Raw genomic sequence first — 16,289 nt, forward strand, 5'->3', positions numbered from 1 at the left:
TCGAGTCGAAATTAGGGGGCGACGCCGACAGTAAGCAGCGTGCCGAGTTCGCGGTAACGTTCGACCATCGCCTCGCGAGCATCCCAGTCGTCGGTCGGGAACGCATCCGCATCGGGGATCGTGATCTCACGATCCGGAACGTGGTCCTGTTCGGCAACGTAGAGGCCGGCGTCGCGAAACGCTTCTCGGTACTGATCGCGATCCCAGCGAGTCATCTCGATCGAGATGTTTGCTTGCCACTCGTGGGAGTAGATATTCTCTTCGTAGTAGTTGACCGCACAGTAGAACGTTCCACCAGGCCGGAGAACTCGGGCAATCTCCTCGAGGGTTTGATGCGGGTCCGCAGCGTAGTAAAAGGCCTCCATCGACCAGACGTGGTCGATCGAGTCGTCGGCGAACGGGAGCGAACCGAAATCGCCGACGACGTAACCGACCTGCGGATCGTCGGTGTAGTCGGCGGCGTTTCGGGTCATCTCGGGGGAGCCATCGAGCCCGTAGACCGCACTCGCATCGTAGGTATCCCGCAGGGCACGGCCGGCGTAGCCGCTGCCACAGCCCATATCGAGGACGACGTCGCCGGCTTCGACCGGCATCCGCGCGAGCGCGTGTTTGGCAGTGTGCCAGTGGCGCGCTTCCATTCCCTTGTCACGTCCTTCCGTAGCCCAGTCGTCGAACTCCTCGCGAACGCTCATATCGAGCGATTCGTCCGCGCGTGACTAAACGGGTTCGACCCTCGGCAAGTCAACCACCGACACATTCTTTAGGATAGCCTAAAAAGACACGTCTCGGAGGGTTTAGGTCAGCCGAAAACCCGTGGGCATCCGGGTTTCATCGACCAACCAGCTCCTGCTTCCTTCGCCCTTCATCTACTGTACCGTGTAATTTCGGAAGGTATTTATGTTTTAGGTCGGCCTAAAACTAGATATGCCAGAACACGACGACACGACATCGGGGACGAGTTCGGCGATCGGCCGCCGACGCTTTATCGCCACCACGGTTGTCTCCGTGGCTGCGGTTACGGGGCTTGCGGGCTGTCTCGGCGGAGCGAGAGAGGACCCCTTCGACGACTACGGACCACAGGGGTCGCCCGTCGAAGCCAGTGCCGTCTCCTGGGACGATCTCGGCGACCTCGAGGGCGAGCTGGTGATCTACTCGGCGCGAACCTCAGACCAGATCAACCCGCTTTTCGGGCGGATCGAAGACGAGTACGACGACTTCGAGATCAGCATCGACTACGACGACGAGGGCGACCAGCTGGCGAGTCTCCTCGAGGAAGGGGAAAACAGCCCGGCCGATCTCTTCTACACGCAGTCCTCGGGTGAACTCGCACAGGTGAAAGACAACGAGCTCGCACGCGACCTCCCCGACGACATCGTCGACGCCGTCGAGGACAACTACCGCGACACCGACGGCCAGTGGACGGGTGCCTCCGGTCGCGTTCGTGCCGTCCAGTACAATACGAACCACTTCAATGGCGACGAGCTTCCCAACGACATCTTCGCGTACGCGGAAGACGAGCAGTTCAGAGACGTCATCTCGACGCGTCCGAACTCCGGGACCTTCCGTTCGTTCATCGTCGCGATGATCGAAGAAGAAGGCGAAGATCGCACTCGTGAGTGGGTCAGGGCAATGGTCGACGACCAGAAAGCGACGCTGTACAACGGGGGAACGGAACAGGCCGAGGCCGTCGCGGACGGTGAACAGGAGATCGCCCTCGGTAACCAGTACTACGCCGGACGCATCCTCGAGAACGATCCTGACGCACCGATCGACGTCGCTTTCACCCGAAACGACCCCGGCTGTCTGTTCAACGTCTCCGGGGTCGCGATCCTCGAGGGCGCACAGACGCCGAACCTCGCCGCGGAGTTTACCCGCCACCTCCTCGCGAGGGAAGGCCAGGAGTTCTTCGTCGAAACGAACGGCGAGTACCCCGTCCTCGAGGGCGTCGAGTACGTCGGCGACCTGCCGACTCTCGAGGAGATCGACCCCCTCGAGTTCGACCTGAACAAGCTCGGGGACACCGAACACGTCAACGACCTCCTGCGTGAAGAGGGGATGCTCTGAGCTCGGACAACACCGCAGTTGTCGGGGACGGAACCGCTGTTGTCACCACGATCGACCGGGACCACTGTTTTAGGAAAGCCTAAATCCCTCCGGGATCACCTATTGGATGTCTACCGTGGGATCGAATCGCCTCGAAAACCTAGCGAGTGTGAACGAAGACCAGTCCTCAGCCGCCTTACTCGTCTTCAGTGGACTGATCGCCGTCGCCGTCGCCTCGCCGCTTATCTGGATCGTCCTGCGAGCGTTACAGGTCGATCCGGGACGGGCCGTGTCCCTCGTGTTCTCGACTCGAACCGCCGAGATTCTGGGGACGAGCCTCGGCCTGATGGCCGGGGTAACGGTGCTCTCGATTCTCATCGGAGTTCCACTAGCAGTCCTGACGACGCGGACGGACCTTCCCTATCGACGGCTGTGGACGATCGTCGCCGCCTTGCCGCTCGTGATCCCGAGTTACATCGGGGCGTTCGCGTTCGTCTCCGCGTTCGGGCCCCGCGGCGAGTTGAGTTCCGTGTTCAGTCTCGGCCTCCCGGACGTTCAGAACCTTCCCGGTGCAGTGCTCGTGATTACCCTCTATACGTATCCCTACGTCTTCTTGACGACGCGGGCGGCACTGCTCTCGATGGACTCGTCACTGGTCGACGCCGCCCGGACACTGAACGCCGACCGCCTCGAAGCCTTCCGCCGGGTGACCCTGCCACAGATCCGCCCGGCGATCGCCGCGGGCTCGCTGCTTGTCGCCCTCTATGCGATTTCGGACTTCGGGACGCCGGCGTTCATGCAGGTCACCGTCTTCACGAGCGCGATCTACTGGGAGTTCGGCGCGTTCAACGTGGAGTATGCGGCCTTGCTGTCCTTGCAGTTGCTCGCCGTAACCGCCGTCGTGTTGCTGATCGAAGCGAAAGTCGGCAGAGACGAGGACGCGAGCGGCGGCGGAGCAAGTGGCGCACGGATCCGGCTTGGCAAGTGGAAGTGGCCCGCGATGGGTGGCGTCGCAACGCTCGGTATCGTGACACTGGTCGTTCCGGTCGCGATCTTCGGAATGTGGGTTGTTCGCGGGACGGGCGGTGACGCGCCGTCGTACGCCTTCGAGTGGGGCTATGCGATCAATTCCGTCTACCTCGCCGCGCTGGCGGCACTGATCGCGTGTATCCTCGCGCTTCCCGTCGGCTACCTCTCGGCGCGCTCTGACTCGACGCTTGCCCGGCTCTTCGAGCGGGGGACCTACGTCGGTTTCGCGGTCCCGGGGATCGTCATCGGGCTCGCACTCGTGTTCTTCGGCGCGAACTACGCCTCGTGGGTCTACCGGACCGTGCCACTGCTGGTGTTCGCCTACGTTGTCCGCTTTCTCCCACAGGCCGTCGGCACCACGCGCACGTCCGTCCTCCAGGTCGACAAAAAGCTCCCGGAGGCCGCACGGACACTCAACGCGGGTCAGATCGAGACTTTCCGTCGGGTTACCTTGCCACTGATCGCGCCAGGGGTCGTCGCCGGCGGCGTCCTTGTCTTCCTGACCACGATGAAGGAACTTCCTGCGACCCTAATGCTTCAGCCGATCGGGATGGAGACCCTGGTAACGCTCATCTGGAGCGCCCACGGAACCGCCCACTACCGCTACGCCGCACTCCCGGCGCTCATCCTCGTTCTCATCTCGGGGCTCTCGATGCTCGTCTTGCTACGACAGGAGGACAACGATGTCAACTGATAACCAACTCTCAAAGCACGGGGAACCGACGACCGACGAACAGACCGCCGCGAGAACGAAGACCTCGAGTCAGACCATCCTCGAGGTCGCCGGCGTCACGAAACGCTTCGGCGCGGAAACAGCAGTCTCCGAACTCTCCCTTTCGGTCCGGGACGGGGAGTTTCTGACCTTCCTCGGCCCCTCCGGCTGTGGGAAGACGACGACCCTTCGCCTGATCGCGGGTCTCGAGCGCCCCGACGAGGGGCGGCTCGACCTCGACGGCAACCGCGTCGCCGACCCCGAGAGTGGAACGTTTGCCCCGCCCGAAAACCGGGACGTCGGCGTCGTCTTCCAGGATTTCGCACTCTTTCCCCACATGACCGTCGGCGAAAACGTCGCCTTCGGCCTCCAGGAGTTAGACGACGACAGCACGGACAACCGCGTCACTGAGTTACTCGAGCTCGTCGGACTGGCCGACAAAGAGGAGGCCTACCCGGAGACCCTCTCTGGGGGGCAACAACAGCGCGTCGCACTCGCCCGCTCGCTTGCACCCGAACCCGACGTCCTCTTGCTCGACGAGCCGTTCTCGAACCTCGATGTCGATCTCCGCGTCGAGATGCGCGAGGAAGTACGGCGAATCGTCAAGGAGGCGGGTGTTACGACCATCTCCGTCACCCACGACCAGGAAGAAGCGTTGTCGATCTCTGATCGGGTCGCCGTCATGAGCGATGGCCGACTCCAGCAGGTCGACACTCCTGAAGCGGTGTTCCAGCGGCCGAAATCTCGATTCGTCGCCGAGTTCCTCGGTCACGCGAGCTTTCTGTCCGGCGACGTCGACGGCGACCGCGTCCGAACCACGCTCGGCCCGATCGGTCGGGACCGAATCCACGGCCTCTCAGTCGAATACGACCGAACCGAAATCGACGTTCTGGTCCGCCCTGATGACCTCCTGGCTCGCCCAGCGGCGGCCAGTGACGCCGATGGTCAGGTCATCTATCGCCGGTATCTTGGCCCAACCGTCCTCTATCGGGTCGAACTCGAGAGCGGTGAGGTCGTCGAGGCGATGCACAACCACTCCGATCGCCTCGAGCTCAACGCGCCGGTGACCGTCGAACTCGCGGCCGATCACGGGTTCGCCTGGTTCCCACTTGAAACAGACGACGCGAGTGTGCACCACCAGCAAGAGCCACACCCGCAATCTTAAGTCAATCCCGAAAGTTGTTCACGCCAATAATGGAGTACTCGCTCGAGATCGACGGCACACCGGACACAGTACCTGGCGGGACAGGCGTTCTGTTGTTGCATCCAAGCACCGGCGAAACCGACCGTATCGACACTGATTTCCTCAAAACCGATACCGACCACTTCCTCGTCGTCTCCACCCGAACAACTGCCCGCGAAGTCAGACAGAAACTCGAGTACTACGACGTCGACGAAGAATGCGCCGAAATTCTCGACACGCTGAGCATCGAACGAGGCTACTCTCGACGAACGAGTGACACCGTCCACTACGTCGCCGCCCCCGACGACGTCGACGGCATCGTCGAACACATCGATGGCTTCCTCGAGGCCCACGACGGCAAACTCCGGCTCAGCTTCGACTCCGTCACCGAACTCGCCTACTACGCCGGCGACGACGAAGCGCTCGACGCCGTCGAACGCATCCTGAACCTGCTCGAGAAACACGACGCTGTCGGGCTCTTCCACGTCTCCGAAGAACCGCACGACGAATCACTCGTCGACGAGTTCCGCACTCGCTTCGACGGTATCATCGATCTGGACGCAGACGGCAGCATCGACGCCGAGTTCTGACCGGCGTCGCGACTCGCTGTCAACCTCTTGGTTCGGTCCCAAACTGCAATCGCACAGCGACGACTGGGTTCGGCTCATCCACTCGAGACAAATCGTGCCACGCACTGCGTAGCACATGCGAGCTGCCGTTCGACCCAAAAAATACGCCCCGAAACGACGGTCGACGCGAAATAGAGGGGCGTGGCCACGGCCACACTCTGCACTGATCGCTGCGTGGATTTCAGTCACAGCGAACCGGTACCCGCGGTGGTCACAGACGGTGTAAATAACTCGTCTGGCCGTTAGTCAGCGAGCGATTCAAACGTTTTCTCAGCCCACTTGATCGCGTACTCGGGACCATGATCCCGGTAGGCGTCGGTGTCAAGCGCCGCAAACGGCGCTGGCAACTCGATTGCGTGTTTGATCGCTGCACACGCAAGCTCTGTCGCGTCCGCAAACTCCGTCTCGCCGCGGGCAACCGCACGCGGCAGCCCCGAAACGCGATCCTCGAGTCGAGTTCCGGCGTCCTGCCAGGCCGCAGCGAGTTCGGGATGATCATCGTGCCAGCCCGCAAAGACGTCCCGTGTCTGGAGGCCGACCCAGCCATCGTACAGCGCTGCCGCCACCTGATACGTGCTACTCGGGCCGAGCGCGACCGCTCGATCGAGTTCGCGGTAGTCGGCCTTGAAAAAGCCGAGGAACTGTTCGGGCACCTCGAGATCGAGTTCAACGAACGCCTCGGCAAGCAGAAAGTCGACGAAGGCGTCTGGCGACCCCTCAACACGAGGTTTGACGATGACGAGTGGCGGATCGGTCTGGCGCGTCCAGACAACACTGCCATCGCCAGGCATCCCGATCGTCAGGTCCGAACTCGCGTAGCGAGCAAGCAGGGTTGGTGCGTCGTCGGGCAGCCACGCTGTCGGATAGCTCGCGGGCTCGAGCGAGTCGACGAGGAGGCCAAGATCCTCCGCCTGTGCAGGCGGCAGCGTCTCGAAATCACGTTCACAGTCGAGTACCTGCACGTCGGGCGCGTAGACGTCCCGAACTGCCTCGACCGGACTCGAGAGCTCGCGGCCGTCGAACATCAGACGAGGACCATCTGCGAGATGACCAGCAGCGACAGCAGTGCCGATGCAGCGATCGTCGTGAGGACGACCTTGGTTGGTGTGCTCATACAGAACCCCACTCAGTCACGTCGCTTAAATCCATCTTTCTCGACCGAAACGGTCTCGAGAAAACACGGGACGGGGAGCCCTTGACGAGTCGCGATAGAAAATCGTTTCACCAGTTTATGTGATCGACAGACACACCACCAGTTCATCTGGAGCCGGATTTGGCCACAAACACACACGGAAGATGGTGTAATAGAGGGTTACAGTCGAAACAGAGGGGTGTCACTGACGCAGAATTAAGAGCCGTTATGCGCCGTCATCGGCATGCCACGAGTCAGGAACGTCGATGATGTAGCGGCCATCCTCTTGCAGCGAAATAATGTATTCCTCGCGGTTGTACAGCTCCATCAAGTTGAGTTCGTACTGGCCGGGGCTGACGATCTTGATGCTCTCGAACTGCTCGTTGAGCTCCGCCCGAAGCTCTTCGATGGATGGCTGGTCGCCCGACGGTTCGCTGACAACCCGGCCATGCTCCGGTGGCTGTGATTCCACGTCACCGGCTGGATCAGTCGACGGCGTCGGCTCGCCAGTCGTTGCAGCCGGCTCATGCTGAGCGGTGTCGGTGGGCAGATCGGCCGACGAAACCACCTCGCTTCGGGCGTCGGCCTGGGCCGTGTCTTCGCTCTCTTCGTGTGTCGAGTGACCGACGTTCGTGTTCGACGGATCAGACGACGCATCGACGGGAGATGCGGGCTCGAAGGTGGCGCGCTCACGCTGGGTGTGGCCAGACTCACCGTTCGGTGCTGTCGATCGGTTCTCGGGTCGACGGGCCGTCTCTGGCCACTCGCTGAACTCCGCTGTCTCGGCGGGCTGGTCGGTTTCGACTGGATTCTCCTGTCCAGGCCAGGTACCGTCAGGCTGCTCGTGCGGAGTTTTGTCGGCCGAACGGCTTCGTTCGTCGGAGTGTGCCTGCTCACTGGGCTCAGTCGGCGTAGCTGACAGATTGTGATCTGTCACACCGTGGTCGACCGACTGCTCCGACTCTGACGAAACCCACCCACGAACAGTCTCTGCGGCGCGTTTGACAGTTCCGGAGGAGTTGCCTGTCCCGGAAGTATCTACGGCGTTTTCACCGTTCGAAGCGGCTGATTTCGACGGCGCCGACTCGGTCGGCCCACTCGTCGTCCCAGCGGGTGCGAACTGAAACTTGTTCCCACCACAGTTCGGACACCCTGACAGCATCTCTTTGGATCCGTCAGGGAACGTTCGGCCGCAGTTCGTACATTCGTGTGGCATTAGTCTCGAGACACGAGTGCGCTGATCAGCGTTTCGTCCTTGTGGAGCGTTTCGATCTGATTAGCTGGACCGATGACGGTCAGCTTCGCCGCTGACTCGTCGCCGCCCATGATGCGGCCAAGCAGCGAGGAACTGCGCGCCTCCGATTTCGGATACGTCTCGATCTCGATACCGTTGAACTCGTCAGGACTGATCTCAGCCATCGTCACCTCGATGAGTCGGCTCTCTTCGTCCGGAGACAGGCCCTCCTCCAAGATGACGATGTTCCCATCGTGGACGCCATCGAGAATCATCCGGATCTTCTCCATGGTCGCCATTCCATCCATACGTTCGCCACTAATCAGGTCGATCTGGACACCGTCGGACGCGTCCGGGTCATCGGTGTTGGTTGCTTTTGGCATTGATTCTCACCCGAAGTACTCCGCGATGTTCTCGTAGACTTCGTCCATGTTCTCGCCTTCTTTGGCCGACAGCGGCACTGTCTTGTGCTGTGGGAAGGCGTCCTCGATCCGCTTGACACTCGAGTCATCGAGGTCAATCTTGTTCGCGAAGATCAACACCGGAAGATCACGGGATTCGATAATACCGATCAACATCGTGTTGACCTGCGTGATCGGATCCTCCGCGCTGTCGAGGACGTAGATGACGCCATCGACGTCCTCACGAAGCCAGTGCATCGCTTCCGCGACGCCTTCGGTGGCTTCGCGAGAACGGCGAATCGCGTCGTCTTTATCCATTTCATCGGTGAACTCCTCGTAGTCGACTTTGGTCGTCACACCGGGCGTGTCGACGATATCAATTGTCACCGATTTTCCATTTCGTTCGATCTCGACGTCCTCTTTTCTTCGCGCGCGACGTGTTTCGTGTGGAACGTGGCTCTCCGCACCGATGGCGTCACCAGTCCAGTCTCGAGCGATTCGATTGGCAAGCGTTGTTTTTCCGGCGTTCGGTGGACCGTAGATACCGATTCGTTTGGGTTCCTCTTCCGCAAACAGGCGGTCCGTAACCCGAGAGATACTATCTTTAAGTTCTGTGAACAGTCCCATCTGTGGGGCCCTCCAGCACCGCGGGGTGCATCTGCGCGTACTACAAACTGGACTCACTTAAGCCTACGTCAGACGTGTAGACTGTTCAATAAGTATGAGTTGTCAGCACCGAGGATACTAGTGATATTAATAGACGTGTTAGTCGGTGTCTGGTGTCATGATGTATGGTGGCAGTTCTATCCTTCGTTGAGCCAACCCCCACCCCTTCGTTTCGACTGGAGACTGCCGAAACGGTGGCCCCCCACTGGGGTGTATCGGGCTCACTGCGGGGTGAAAATCAGCCAAAACCGGCGATATCGCGGCGGAAAAGGGCTTAGCTGTCCGTATTCAACAAGAGTGGAGGTTCTAGTAACTCGAGCTGCTAAGAGAGGCCATTCTAGGAGTTCCTAGTAACCAAAACAACTCTACCTAGTAAAATTCTTGTTTTGCTAGTGCTACGGACCGTGTTTCTCACCCATCTACATAAAACTTCTCGTTATAGAGACTCCCCCTCCCCCACCCCCTCTCTCGGAAGGTTCCACCTGAAACGAAGGGGTGGGGGGTTGGGCCGCTTTCTGGACTGATCGTGGCTACTGTTAGCATCTCTTGTCATTATCTCCTTAATCCACATTCATTCTCGTGCTATCTGCATACTACTCTCGCGACCCTCTCATAATCTCTCTTATACACAGGAGCAATGCTGCCACAGTTACGCACAGCTTGGACAGCCACTCGTGATAGCTCCTTGAAATGTAGCTTTCTCTCGGAGTCGGGTGCTCTACCAAAGCTCACGACCCCGAGTTGCGCTTGACCCAGCGGACCCGAAACGGACGTGTCTCGAGCACCTGTCATTTAGAATAGATATCTACTACCGCTGAACTGGCCTGTTATGGCCGGTAGACGGCCGAATAACTCTCGGTTCGCTGGTAGCCACTGATTGAAGGGAAGAATTTAATACCGTGCTTTTCCTCTGTTTCGTTTGCATCAACTGGACTCGAGCCAGGAACGCAACAGCGGAGGTCGGCCTCGCTGGGCCATCCCCGTTCCGGTATTCCTGTCTTCGGATCCGAGATTCCACTCGAAATGAGGGGGTATGTATACGACGGATGTCAGACGATGATTCAGAGCCGACGGGGTCCGAGCAAGCCGATATCGACGAGACACGCGGATTTTCGAACCTCGAGGGAACTGATCTCGGCGGTGAGGAGTCGAGTCAGGGACTGTTCGACGACTTACTCAGTGGCGAACCGATCTTTGAGAACAAGGAAGTCCTTCGGCCATCCTATACGCCACACGAACTCCCGCACCGAAGCGACCAGATCAACAAGATGGCGACGATTCTCGTCGCCGCACTGCGTGGTGAAACGCCGTCGAACATCCTGATCTACGGCAAGACCGGAACGGGGAAGACGGCGAGTGCGAAGTTCGTCAGCAAGGAACTCGAGAGCACCTCTCAGAAGTACAGCGTTCCGTGTGATGTCGAGTACATCAACTGTGAGGTCACCGACACGCAGTATCGCGTGCTCGCACAGCTGGCAAACAAGTTCATCGAAAAAAACAAGGCCCGGATCGACGACCGGATCGAAGAACTCGAGGCCCTACTCGACGCCGTCGACGAACATGGAGCAGCCACCTCGTCTGACACCACTGCTGGTTCGACTCGAAACGACACCGACGCTCCGTCCGTATCCAGTACCACAGACGAGCCTGCAGCCAACGCGACTGGCGAACCCACATCGACCCACCCCCTCGAGTCGACACCGTTTACCGATCGCAGCGAGATCGACGCGCGCATCGAACACCTCGAGGAAGACAAGGACTCATTCGAGGAGGTGCCGATGACCGGGTGGCCGACCGACCGCGTCTACAGCGTCTTTTTCGATGCCGTCGATTACGACGAGCGCGTCGTCGTCATCATGTTAGACGAGATTGACAAACTCGTCGAGAAAAGCGGCGACGACACGCTCTACAATCTCTCACGGATGAACTCCGAACTCAAGAACTCTCGCGTGTCGATCATCGGCATCTCGAACGATCTGAAGTTCACTGACTTTCTCGATCCGCGTGTCAAGTCCTCGCTGGGCGAAGAGGAGATCGTCTTTCCACCCTACGACGCCAACCAGCTCCGGGATATCCTCGAGCATCGGTCGGAGGTCGCGTTCAAGGAGAGTGCGCTGTCGGACGACGTGATCCCTCTGTGTGCAGCGTTCGCTGCCCAGGAACACGGCGACGCGCGTCGCGCGTTGGACCTGCTTCGAACCGCAGGAGAACTGGCCGAACGCTCTCAGACGGAGACGATCGTCGAAGAACACGTCCGGCAGGCTCAGGACAAGATCGAACTCGATCGCGTCGTTGAGGTCGTCCGCACACTGCCGACACAGAGCAAGCTCGTCCTCTTTGCGATCATCCTCCTCGAGAAAAACGGCGTACATAGCATCAACACGGGCGAGGTGTTCAATATCTACAAACGTCTCTGTGAGGAGATCGATGCCGACGTCCTGACCCAGCGACGAGTGACAGATCTCATTAGCGAACTCGACATGCTCGGCATCGTCAACGCTGTCGTCGTCTCGAAGGGCAGATACGGCCGGACGAAAGAGATCAGCCTCTCGGTCCCACTCGAAGAGACGGAGGCCGTTTTGCTCTCGGATTCTCGATTGAGCAGTATCGACGACGTCCAGCCGTTCGTTCAGGCGCGATTCGAGAACTGAACCACCGATTCGAGAGCTGTACCACCGATTTTCCGGATCTAAGCCGACGGGCTGATAGTCCTCGAGTTGTTTCGACTCGATATGAACCGACGGGCAGTACTCGCTAGCACGGCAGGACTCGTCTCGATGGCTGGCTGTCTCTCCGACGACGGCCCCGACCACGAGTACGAGCGCGGCGACATCGAGATCGTGATCGACGGCGACGAGTTCGACCTCTCGGCGGATCGCTTCCAGTCAGAACACGCCGATGACTACTCAATGAACTTCCACCTCCACGAGATGGACGACCACTGGTACAACGACTACCCCGAGAGCGGAGAGCGGATCACGTTCGCCGAGGGGATCGATCTGCTTCCGGAGTTTGCCTACGAAGAAGCCGATGGCGAACACGCCGTCACTATCGACGACACGGAGTACGACGGCCGCGAGGACGACACTGAACTCACATTTTTCGTCGACGACGAGCAGGTCGATCCGACCGAGCATGCCGTTCGGGACGGGGATTCGCTTCGACTCGAGATTACGACCGGAGCGTAGTCGCTGCGACCAGCGTGACCAGCGAGTAGTTGTTGCGAGTGACGGGTGGCTGGACATGAGCGGTCGCTATATCCGCTACTGAAACGATTTGCACATCCACCACGATGTCGTCCTGCTTTACACATCGATCGCAATGTCGTCCTGCAATCGGGTGTGCATTGCTTTCCAGTGGCTACTATAGTCAACGCCGTCGTTTCGACTCGAGGATCGCTTCACCGGCAATCATCCCACCGTCAAAATCCAACGACAGGCTGGCGACATTCAACTGCGGACTGGCGATTTAGCTCCGCCGTCGACCGATAGCGACGGCGACGCTGGCGGTGGCTCCGGCCACTCCGGTCACACCGGCGACGCTAGCCTGGGCCGCGGTTGCACTGGAACCGATGGCTGTTGCCGACGCGCTCCCGATGACCGGAGTCGGGGCGAGCATCCCGCCCAGAATCGCGTCGAACGTCAGCCGAACGTGGCCGAGCCACGGGACGCGGAACATCGCTTTTCCAGTGACCCACTCAGTTCTGACAACGTCTGTTTGGGCACCACCCTGATGCTGGTCGTAGCCGCTGTTCGCATCGCCTTTCGTGATGAACCCGTCGTGATTTGCGGGACAGGTTTGGATGTCAGCGCAGGTCGTATCGCCGATGATATCCTCGTCGGCTTTGGTTTCGACCCAGTTCTCGCCCTCTTCGACCCAGAAGTGAGCACGGTGTATCACCGGTGTCTCGCCCGGGTCGCCGTTTGGTCGGAAGACGATGACGTCGCCAGCCTCACCGAACTTCTCGTGCCCGCTTGCTTCGCCATGCTCGAGGGGGACGACGCCGGTGCCTTCGACGGGATAATCGCCGGCGTATCGATCATCATCAACGACGAAGATGAGATCGCCCCGGTGCATGTTCGGCTCCATACTGCCGCTTTCGACGGCGACCAGTGGCGGCCAAACTCCGCTGAGGCCAAAGAGAAGCAAGCCGATGACTGCGACGATGGCGACGCTGCTTGCAACGTCTCGAGCGAGGACGACGCTCTCGTTTTCGGATTTCAGAAGCCAGCGGACGACGCCGTCGTCTTCGATCGTTACGCTGTCGGTGCCGGCGGCTTTCTCGGGCGGTTCGGATGACGCCTCCGGTGGTGTCCAGTCGTCAGTATTGGGTCGGTCCTGCCGGTCACGATCGCGGTCGTCCTGTCGAGTACGATCGTCGGTGGACCGACCACCAGAGTCGTCTGTGGAATCTCCAGAATCGTCAGGTGGGCCACCGGGGCTAGGGCCGCTCATCGTCACCCGTTTTGCTGGGGCTCACAATCAACCTTCTGTTCGCACCACCAGAACTGAAACTGTCCACGAGTGCGCTGTCGGCTCGGCCACCGATCGCCGTATTGCGGTATCCTTTTCTTTTCGCTCACGAATGCGAGAGGTGTGCCACTCGAGGCGTCAGCCCGGATCGTCAGCGAACTCACAAGCCGTGGGTACAATGCCGAACGCGAGGCGGTTACACAGCTCTCGTCGGCAGACGATCCGCACGCAGCCCTCGAGCGCGTTATGGAGGCGGTGTCTGATGATACCCTAGTGGTTCGAACCGAACACGTCCAAGCAGCGCTTGCGGCGACTGGCTCGGATGCGAACTCGACGGCTGGCGGCCGGGAACCGTCGCCCGGACACGACGCTGACGACCCCTCCGTTTCGACTGGAACGTCGGCACCGAATCCGGCAGCCACGGATGGTGCGACTCCAGTCGAAACGGGGGGGTCTTCGGACGCCGGACGGTCGGCCAACCCCGATCTCCGATCGCTCGAGATTATCGGTGATATGACCGGCGAAAGCACGGGGACCGGCGAGTACAGCGACTTCGTCTCCGTCTTTCGAGACCGTCTCGAGCGACTCGGCTCGAAACTACGAGGGCGGATCAACCACCGGCCGGCAACGGCGATACAGAACATGCCCGGTGGCGGTGAGGTCGGGATGGTTGGGTTGGTCAACGATATTCGATCGACCGCGAGCGGCCACTGGCTGGTCGAACTCGAGGACGCGACGGGAACGTTCCCGTGGCTGGTGATGAAAGACCGAGAGTACGCCGATCTGGTCGGCGAGTTGCTCTGCGATGAGGTGTTAGCGATGGAAGGGACGCTCGCTGATGACTCTGGGATCGCGTTCGTCGACTCGATGTACTTTCCCGACATCCCGCGAACGCACGAGCCATCGACGGCCGACCGCCACGTGCAGGCGGCGCTGATCAGCGACGTCCACGTCGGCAGCCAGGAGTTCATGCACGACGCCTGGAACCGGTTTACCGACTGGCTGCACACGAAACAGGCCCAACACGTCGAGTATCTGTTGATCGCGGGCGACATGGTCGAGGGCGTCGGGATCTATCCCGATCAGGACGAAGAACTCGACATTATCGACATCTACGAGCAGTACGAGGTGTTCAACGAGTATCTCAAGCAGGTGCCCGGCGACATCGAGATCGTCATGATCCCGGGCAACCACGACGCTGTCCGTCTCGCAGAGCCCCAGCCCGGATTCAACGAGGATCTTCGAGCGATCATGTCGGCCCACGATCCACGAATCGTGAGCAACCCCTCGACAGTGACGCTCGAGGGCGTCTCCGTGTTGATGTACCACGGCGTCAGTTTGGACGAGGTCATCGCCGAACTCCCCGAGGAGAAAGCGAGCTACGAGGAGCCACACAAGGCGATGTACCAACTGCTCAAAAAGCGCCACGTCGCTCCTCAGTTCGGGGGCCACACCCGACTGGCACCCGAAGAGCAGGATTATCTCATCATGGAAGACGTTCCTGACATCTTCCACACCGGCCACGTCCACAAACTCGGCTTCGGCAAGTACCACAACGTCCTCGCCATCAACTCCGGCTGCTGGCAGTCCCAGACCGACTTCCAGAAAAGCGTCAACATCGATCCTGACGCCGGCTACGCCCCGATCGTCGATCTCGATACGCTCGATGTGACCGTCCAGAAGTTCAGCTAAACCGTTCGAATCCACACTGACCTAGACTCGAGCGTCTGACTCCGTTCATGTCTCGCCGGTTGCAGTACACCTATCTAACAGCCTCGTGAGCATGGTACACACGACCGCTGTTGTTTCCCATGTCACCCTCCGAGTCACAGACGCCATCCGAGGAGCAATCGGCCGCTTTCACCCCGGCGATCGATGCCCACACGCACCTGTTTCCCCAGCGCCTCGCCGCTGCGATTCGTCGGTCGCTCAGTGACGAGGCCGGCTGGGAGTTCTCGAGTCCGACGACGCGTCCGGGTATCGAGACTGTCCTCCGTGCGGCGGGCGTCGAGGCCTACGTCGCCCTCCCGTATGCACACAAGGCTGGCATCGCCCGCGGGTTGAACGACTGGCTGCTCGAGCACGCCGCCGACTCCGACATGATGCTTCCGTTCGCGACGGTTCACCCTGATGACGAGGCTGTCAGCGAAATCGCCAGAGACGCGTTCGACGCGGGCGCTCGAGGCCTAAAAATTCACTGTCCTGTCCAAGAGTGTCGCCCCGCAGACGCACGACTCGAACCAGCGCTCGAGGTCGCGGCAGCGCACGATCGGCCGATCACTTATCACGGCGGGACGGCACCGATGTTCGAGGGCACCGAGTTCGTCGGTGCCGACGCTTTTGCCGAACTGATCGACTCCTACCCGGATGTGCGAGTCTGCTGTGCGCATATGGGCACCTACGAGGTCGACCGGTTTCTCGCGTTCGCCCGCGAGCACGAGACCGTCTACCTCGATACGACGTTCGCGATGTCGACCTCGGCCGAGGAGACCATGGGATTCGATCCCTCGACGATCTCGGACGACACCCTTATCGAGCTCTCGGACTCCATCATGTACGGCTCGGACTTCCCGAACATCCCCTACCCCTACCGCAACGAACGGGCCGGGTTGCTGGCTCGTGACCTCCCTCGAGAGACGACTCGAGACCTCTTCTATCGGACGGCTGCGGACTACCTCGGACTCGACGTCGAAGGCGGACTCGAGTCTGCACTCTGATCGTTCGATAGCGCTGTCGCCCGCTTATATGCCAGAAAACACCATTCACGCACCGGTCGTACGCGAACGA

Annotated in this window: 14 protein-coding genes; 8 read left to right on the forward strand and 6 right to left on the reverse strand. The window is 60.2% G+C overall.

Annotated features, from left to right (window positions below; genetic code table 11):
• Positions 1–11 precede the first annotated feature (11 nt).
• Positions 12–692: a class I SAM-dependent methyltransferase gene (locus tag ACERJA_RS14455; RefSeq protein ID WP_373608966.1), complete on the reverse strand. Its 681-nt coding sequence runs from the start codon at positions 690–692 to the stop codon at positions 12–14.
• Between the two features lie 232 nt (positions 693–924).
• Here ACERJA_RS14455 and ACERJA_RS14460 point away from each other — a divergent pair, with 232 nt between their 5' ends.
• The 4 genes from ACERJA_RS14460 to ACERJA_RS14475 all read left to right on the forward strand — a co-directional run bounded on the left by ACERJA_RS14460 (position 925) and on the right by ACERJA_RS14475 (position 5,557).
• Positions 925–2,064 (forward strand): extracellular solute-binding protein, encoded by a 1,140-nt coding sequence (locus ACERJA_RS14460; protein ID WP_373608967.1) that lies wholly within the window; start codon positions 925–927, stop codon positions 2,062–2,064.
• 106 nt (positions 2,065–2,170) lie between these two features.
• Positions 2,171–3,766 carry an ABC transporter permease gene (locus tag ACERJA_RS14465; RefSeq protein WP_373608968.1) on the forward strand — a complete coding sequence of 532 codons (1,596 nt, stop codon included), beginning with the start codon at positions 2,171–2,173 and terminating at the stop codon, positions 3,764–3,766.
• Entirely contained in the window at positions 3,756–4,949 is a 1,194-nt protein-coding gene (locus ACERJA_RS14470) for an ABC transporter ATP-binding protein (RefSeq protein WP_373608969.1), read from the forward strand. The genes ACERJA_RS14465 and ACERJA_RS14470 overlap by 11 nt, the downstream gene beginning before the upstream one ends.
• A gap of 29 nt (positions 4,950–4,978) precedes the next feature.
• Positions 4,979–5,557 carry a hypothetical protein gene (locus tag ACERJA_RS14475; RefSeq protein WP_006065375.1) on the forward strand — a complete coding sequence of 193 codons (579 nt, stop codon included), beginning with the start codon at positions 4,979–4,981 and terminating at the stop codon, positions 5,555–5,557.
• A gap of 281 nt (positions 5,558–5,838) precedes the next feature.
• On the opposite strand, the gene ACERJA_RS14480 is transcribed toward ACERJA_RS14475, so the two are convergent.
• The 4 genes from ACERJA_RS14480 to ACERJA_RS14495 all read right to left on the reverse strand — a co-directional run bounded on the left by ACERJA_RS14480 (position 5,839) and on the right by ACERJA_RS14495 (position 8,990).
• On the reverse strand, positions 5,839–6,621 hold the full coding sequence (locus ACERJA_RS14480) for a hypothetical protein (protein WP_373608970.1): 783 nt from the start codon (positions 6,619–6,621) through the stop codon (positions 5,839–5,841).
• Between the two features lie 333 nt (positions 6,622–6,954).
• Entirely contained in the window at positions 6,955–7,944 is a 990-nt protein-coding gene (locus tag ACERJA_RS14485) for a Zn-ribbon domain-containing protein (RefSeq protein ID WP_373608971.1), read from the reverse strand.
• Positions 7,944–8,345, reverse strand: coding sequence for a DUF2073 domain-containing protein (locus ACERJA_RS14490; RefSeq protein WP_373608972.1), 402 nt, complete (start codon positions 8,343–8,345; stop codon positions 7,944–7,946). The genes ACERJA_RS14485 and ACERJA_RS14490 overlap by 1 nt, the downstream gene beginning before the upstream one ends.
• Before the next feature lie 6 nt (positions 8,346–8,351).
• The gene (locus ACERJA_RS14495; protein ID WP_373608973.1) at positions 8,352–8,990 is read right to left on the reverse strand and encodes a GTP-binding protein; all 639 of its coding nucleotides are present in this window, start codon (positions 8,988–8,990) and stop codon (positions 8,352–8,354) included.
• A 1,085-nt stretch (positions 8,991–10,075) separates the two neighbouring features.
• On the opposite strand from ACERJA_RS14495, the gene ACERJA_RS14500 reads away from it, so the two are divergent.
• Both ACERJA_RS14500 and ACERJA_RS14505 read left to right on the forward strand, forming a co-directional pair.
• Positions 10,076–11,680, forward strand: coding sequence for a Cdc6/Cdc18 family protein (locus tag ACERJA_RS14500; protein WP_373608974.1), 1,605 nt, complete (start codon positions 10,076–10,078; stop codon positions 11,678–11,680).
• A gap of 81 nt (positions 11,681–11,761) precedes the next feature.
• Entirely contained in the window at positions 11,762–12,217 is a 456-nt protein-coding gene (locus tag ACERJA_RS14505) for a hypothetical protein (RefSeq protein WP_006065369.1), read from the forward strand.
• Between the two features lie 280 nt (positions 12,218–12,497).
• Here ACERJA_RS14505 and ACERJA_RS14510 read toward each other — a convergent pair whose 3' ends face one another.
• Positions 12,498–13,484: a S26 family signal peptidase gene (locus ACERJA_RS14510; protein WP_373608975.1), complete on the reverse strand. Its 987-nt coding sequence runs from the start codon at positions 13,482–13,484 to the stop codon at positions 12,498–12,500.
• Between the two features lie 141 nt (positions 13,485–13,625).
• On the opposite strand from ACERJA_RS14510, the gene ACERJA_RS14515 reads away from it, so the two are divergent.
• Together ACERJA_RS14515 and ACERJA_RS14520 are read left to right on the forward strand one after the other, a co-directional pair.
• Complete coding sequence (locus ACERJA_RS14515; RefSeq protein ID WP_373608976.1) at positions 13,626–15,194, forward strand: DNA-directed DNA polymerase II small subunit; 1,569 nt, start codon at positions 13,626–13,628, stop codon at positions 15,192–15,194.
• Positions 15,195–15,313: 119 nt separating this feature from the next.
• Positions 15,314–16,219 (forward strand): amidohydrolase family protein, encoded by a 906-nt coding sequence (locus tag ACERJA_RS14520; protein ID WP_373608977.1) that lies wholly within the window; start codon positions 15,314–15,316, stop codon positions 16,217–16,219.
• The last annotated feature ends 70 nt before the right edge of the window (positions 16,220–16,289 follow it).

It is taken from the genome of Natronorubrum sp. A-ect3 (genome assembly GCF_041821125.1).
In the GTDB taxonomy this organism is placed as follows: domain Archaea; phylum Halobacteriota; class Halobacteria; order Halobacteriales; family Natrialbaceae; genus Natronorubrum; species Natronorubrum bangense.

Bases quoted from the DNA above. Each gene is read 5' to 3' on its own strand.
- ACERJA_RS14455 (WP_373608966.1), bottom strand. From the start codon at position 692: ATGAGCGTTCGCGAGGAGTTCGACGACTGGGCTACGGAAGGACGTGAC.
- ACERJA_RS14460 (WP_373608967.1), top strand. From the start codon at position 925: ATGCCAGAACACGACGACACGACATCGGGGACGAGTTCGGCGATCGGC.
- ACERJA_RS14465 (WP_373608968.1), top strand. From the start codon at position 2,171: ATGTCTACCGTGGGATCGAATCGCCTCGAAAACCTAGCGAGTGTGAAC.
- ACERJA_RS14470 (WP_373608969.1), top strand. From the start codon at position 3,756: ATGTCAACTGATAACCAACTCTCAAAGCACGGGGAACCGACGACCGAC.
- ACERJA_RS14475 (WP_006065375.1), top strand. From the start codon at position 4,979: ATGGAGTACTCGCTCGAGATCGACGGCACACCGGACACAGTACCTGGC.
- ACERJA_RS14480 (WP_373608970.1), bottom strand. From the start codon at position 6,621: ATGTTCGACGGCCGCGAGCTCTCGAGTCCGGTCGAGGCAGTTCGGGAC.
- ACERJA_RS14485 (WP_373608971.1), bottom strand. From the start codon at position 7,944: ATGCCACACGAATGTACGAACTGCGGCCGAACGTTCCCTGACGGATCC.
- ACERJA_RS14490 (WP_373608972.1), bottom strand. From the start codon at position 8,345: ATGCCAAAAGCAACCAACACCGATGACCCGGACGCGTCCGACGGTGTC.
- ACERJA_RS14495 (WP_373608973.1), bottom strand. From the start codon at position 8,990: ATGGGACTGTTCACAGAACTTAAAGATAGTATCTCTCGGGTTACGGAC.
- ACERJA_RS14500 (WP_373608974.1), top strand. From the start codon at position 10,076: ATGTCAGACGATGATTCAGAGCCGACGGGGTCCGAGCAAGCCGATATC.
- ACERJA_RS14505 (WP_006065369.1), top strand. From the start codon at position 11,762: ATGAACCGACGGGCAGTACTCGCTAGCACGGCAGGACTCGTCTCGATG.
- ACERJA_RS14510 (WP_373608975.1), bottom strand. From the start codon at position 13,484: ATGAGCGGCCCTAGCCCCGGTGGCCCACCTGACGATTCTGGAGATTCC.
- ACERJA_RS14520 (WP_373608977.1), top strand. From the start codon at position 15,314: ATGTCACCCTCCGAGTCACAGACGCCATCCGAGGAGCAATCGGCCGCT.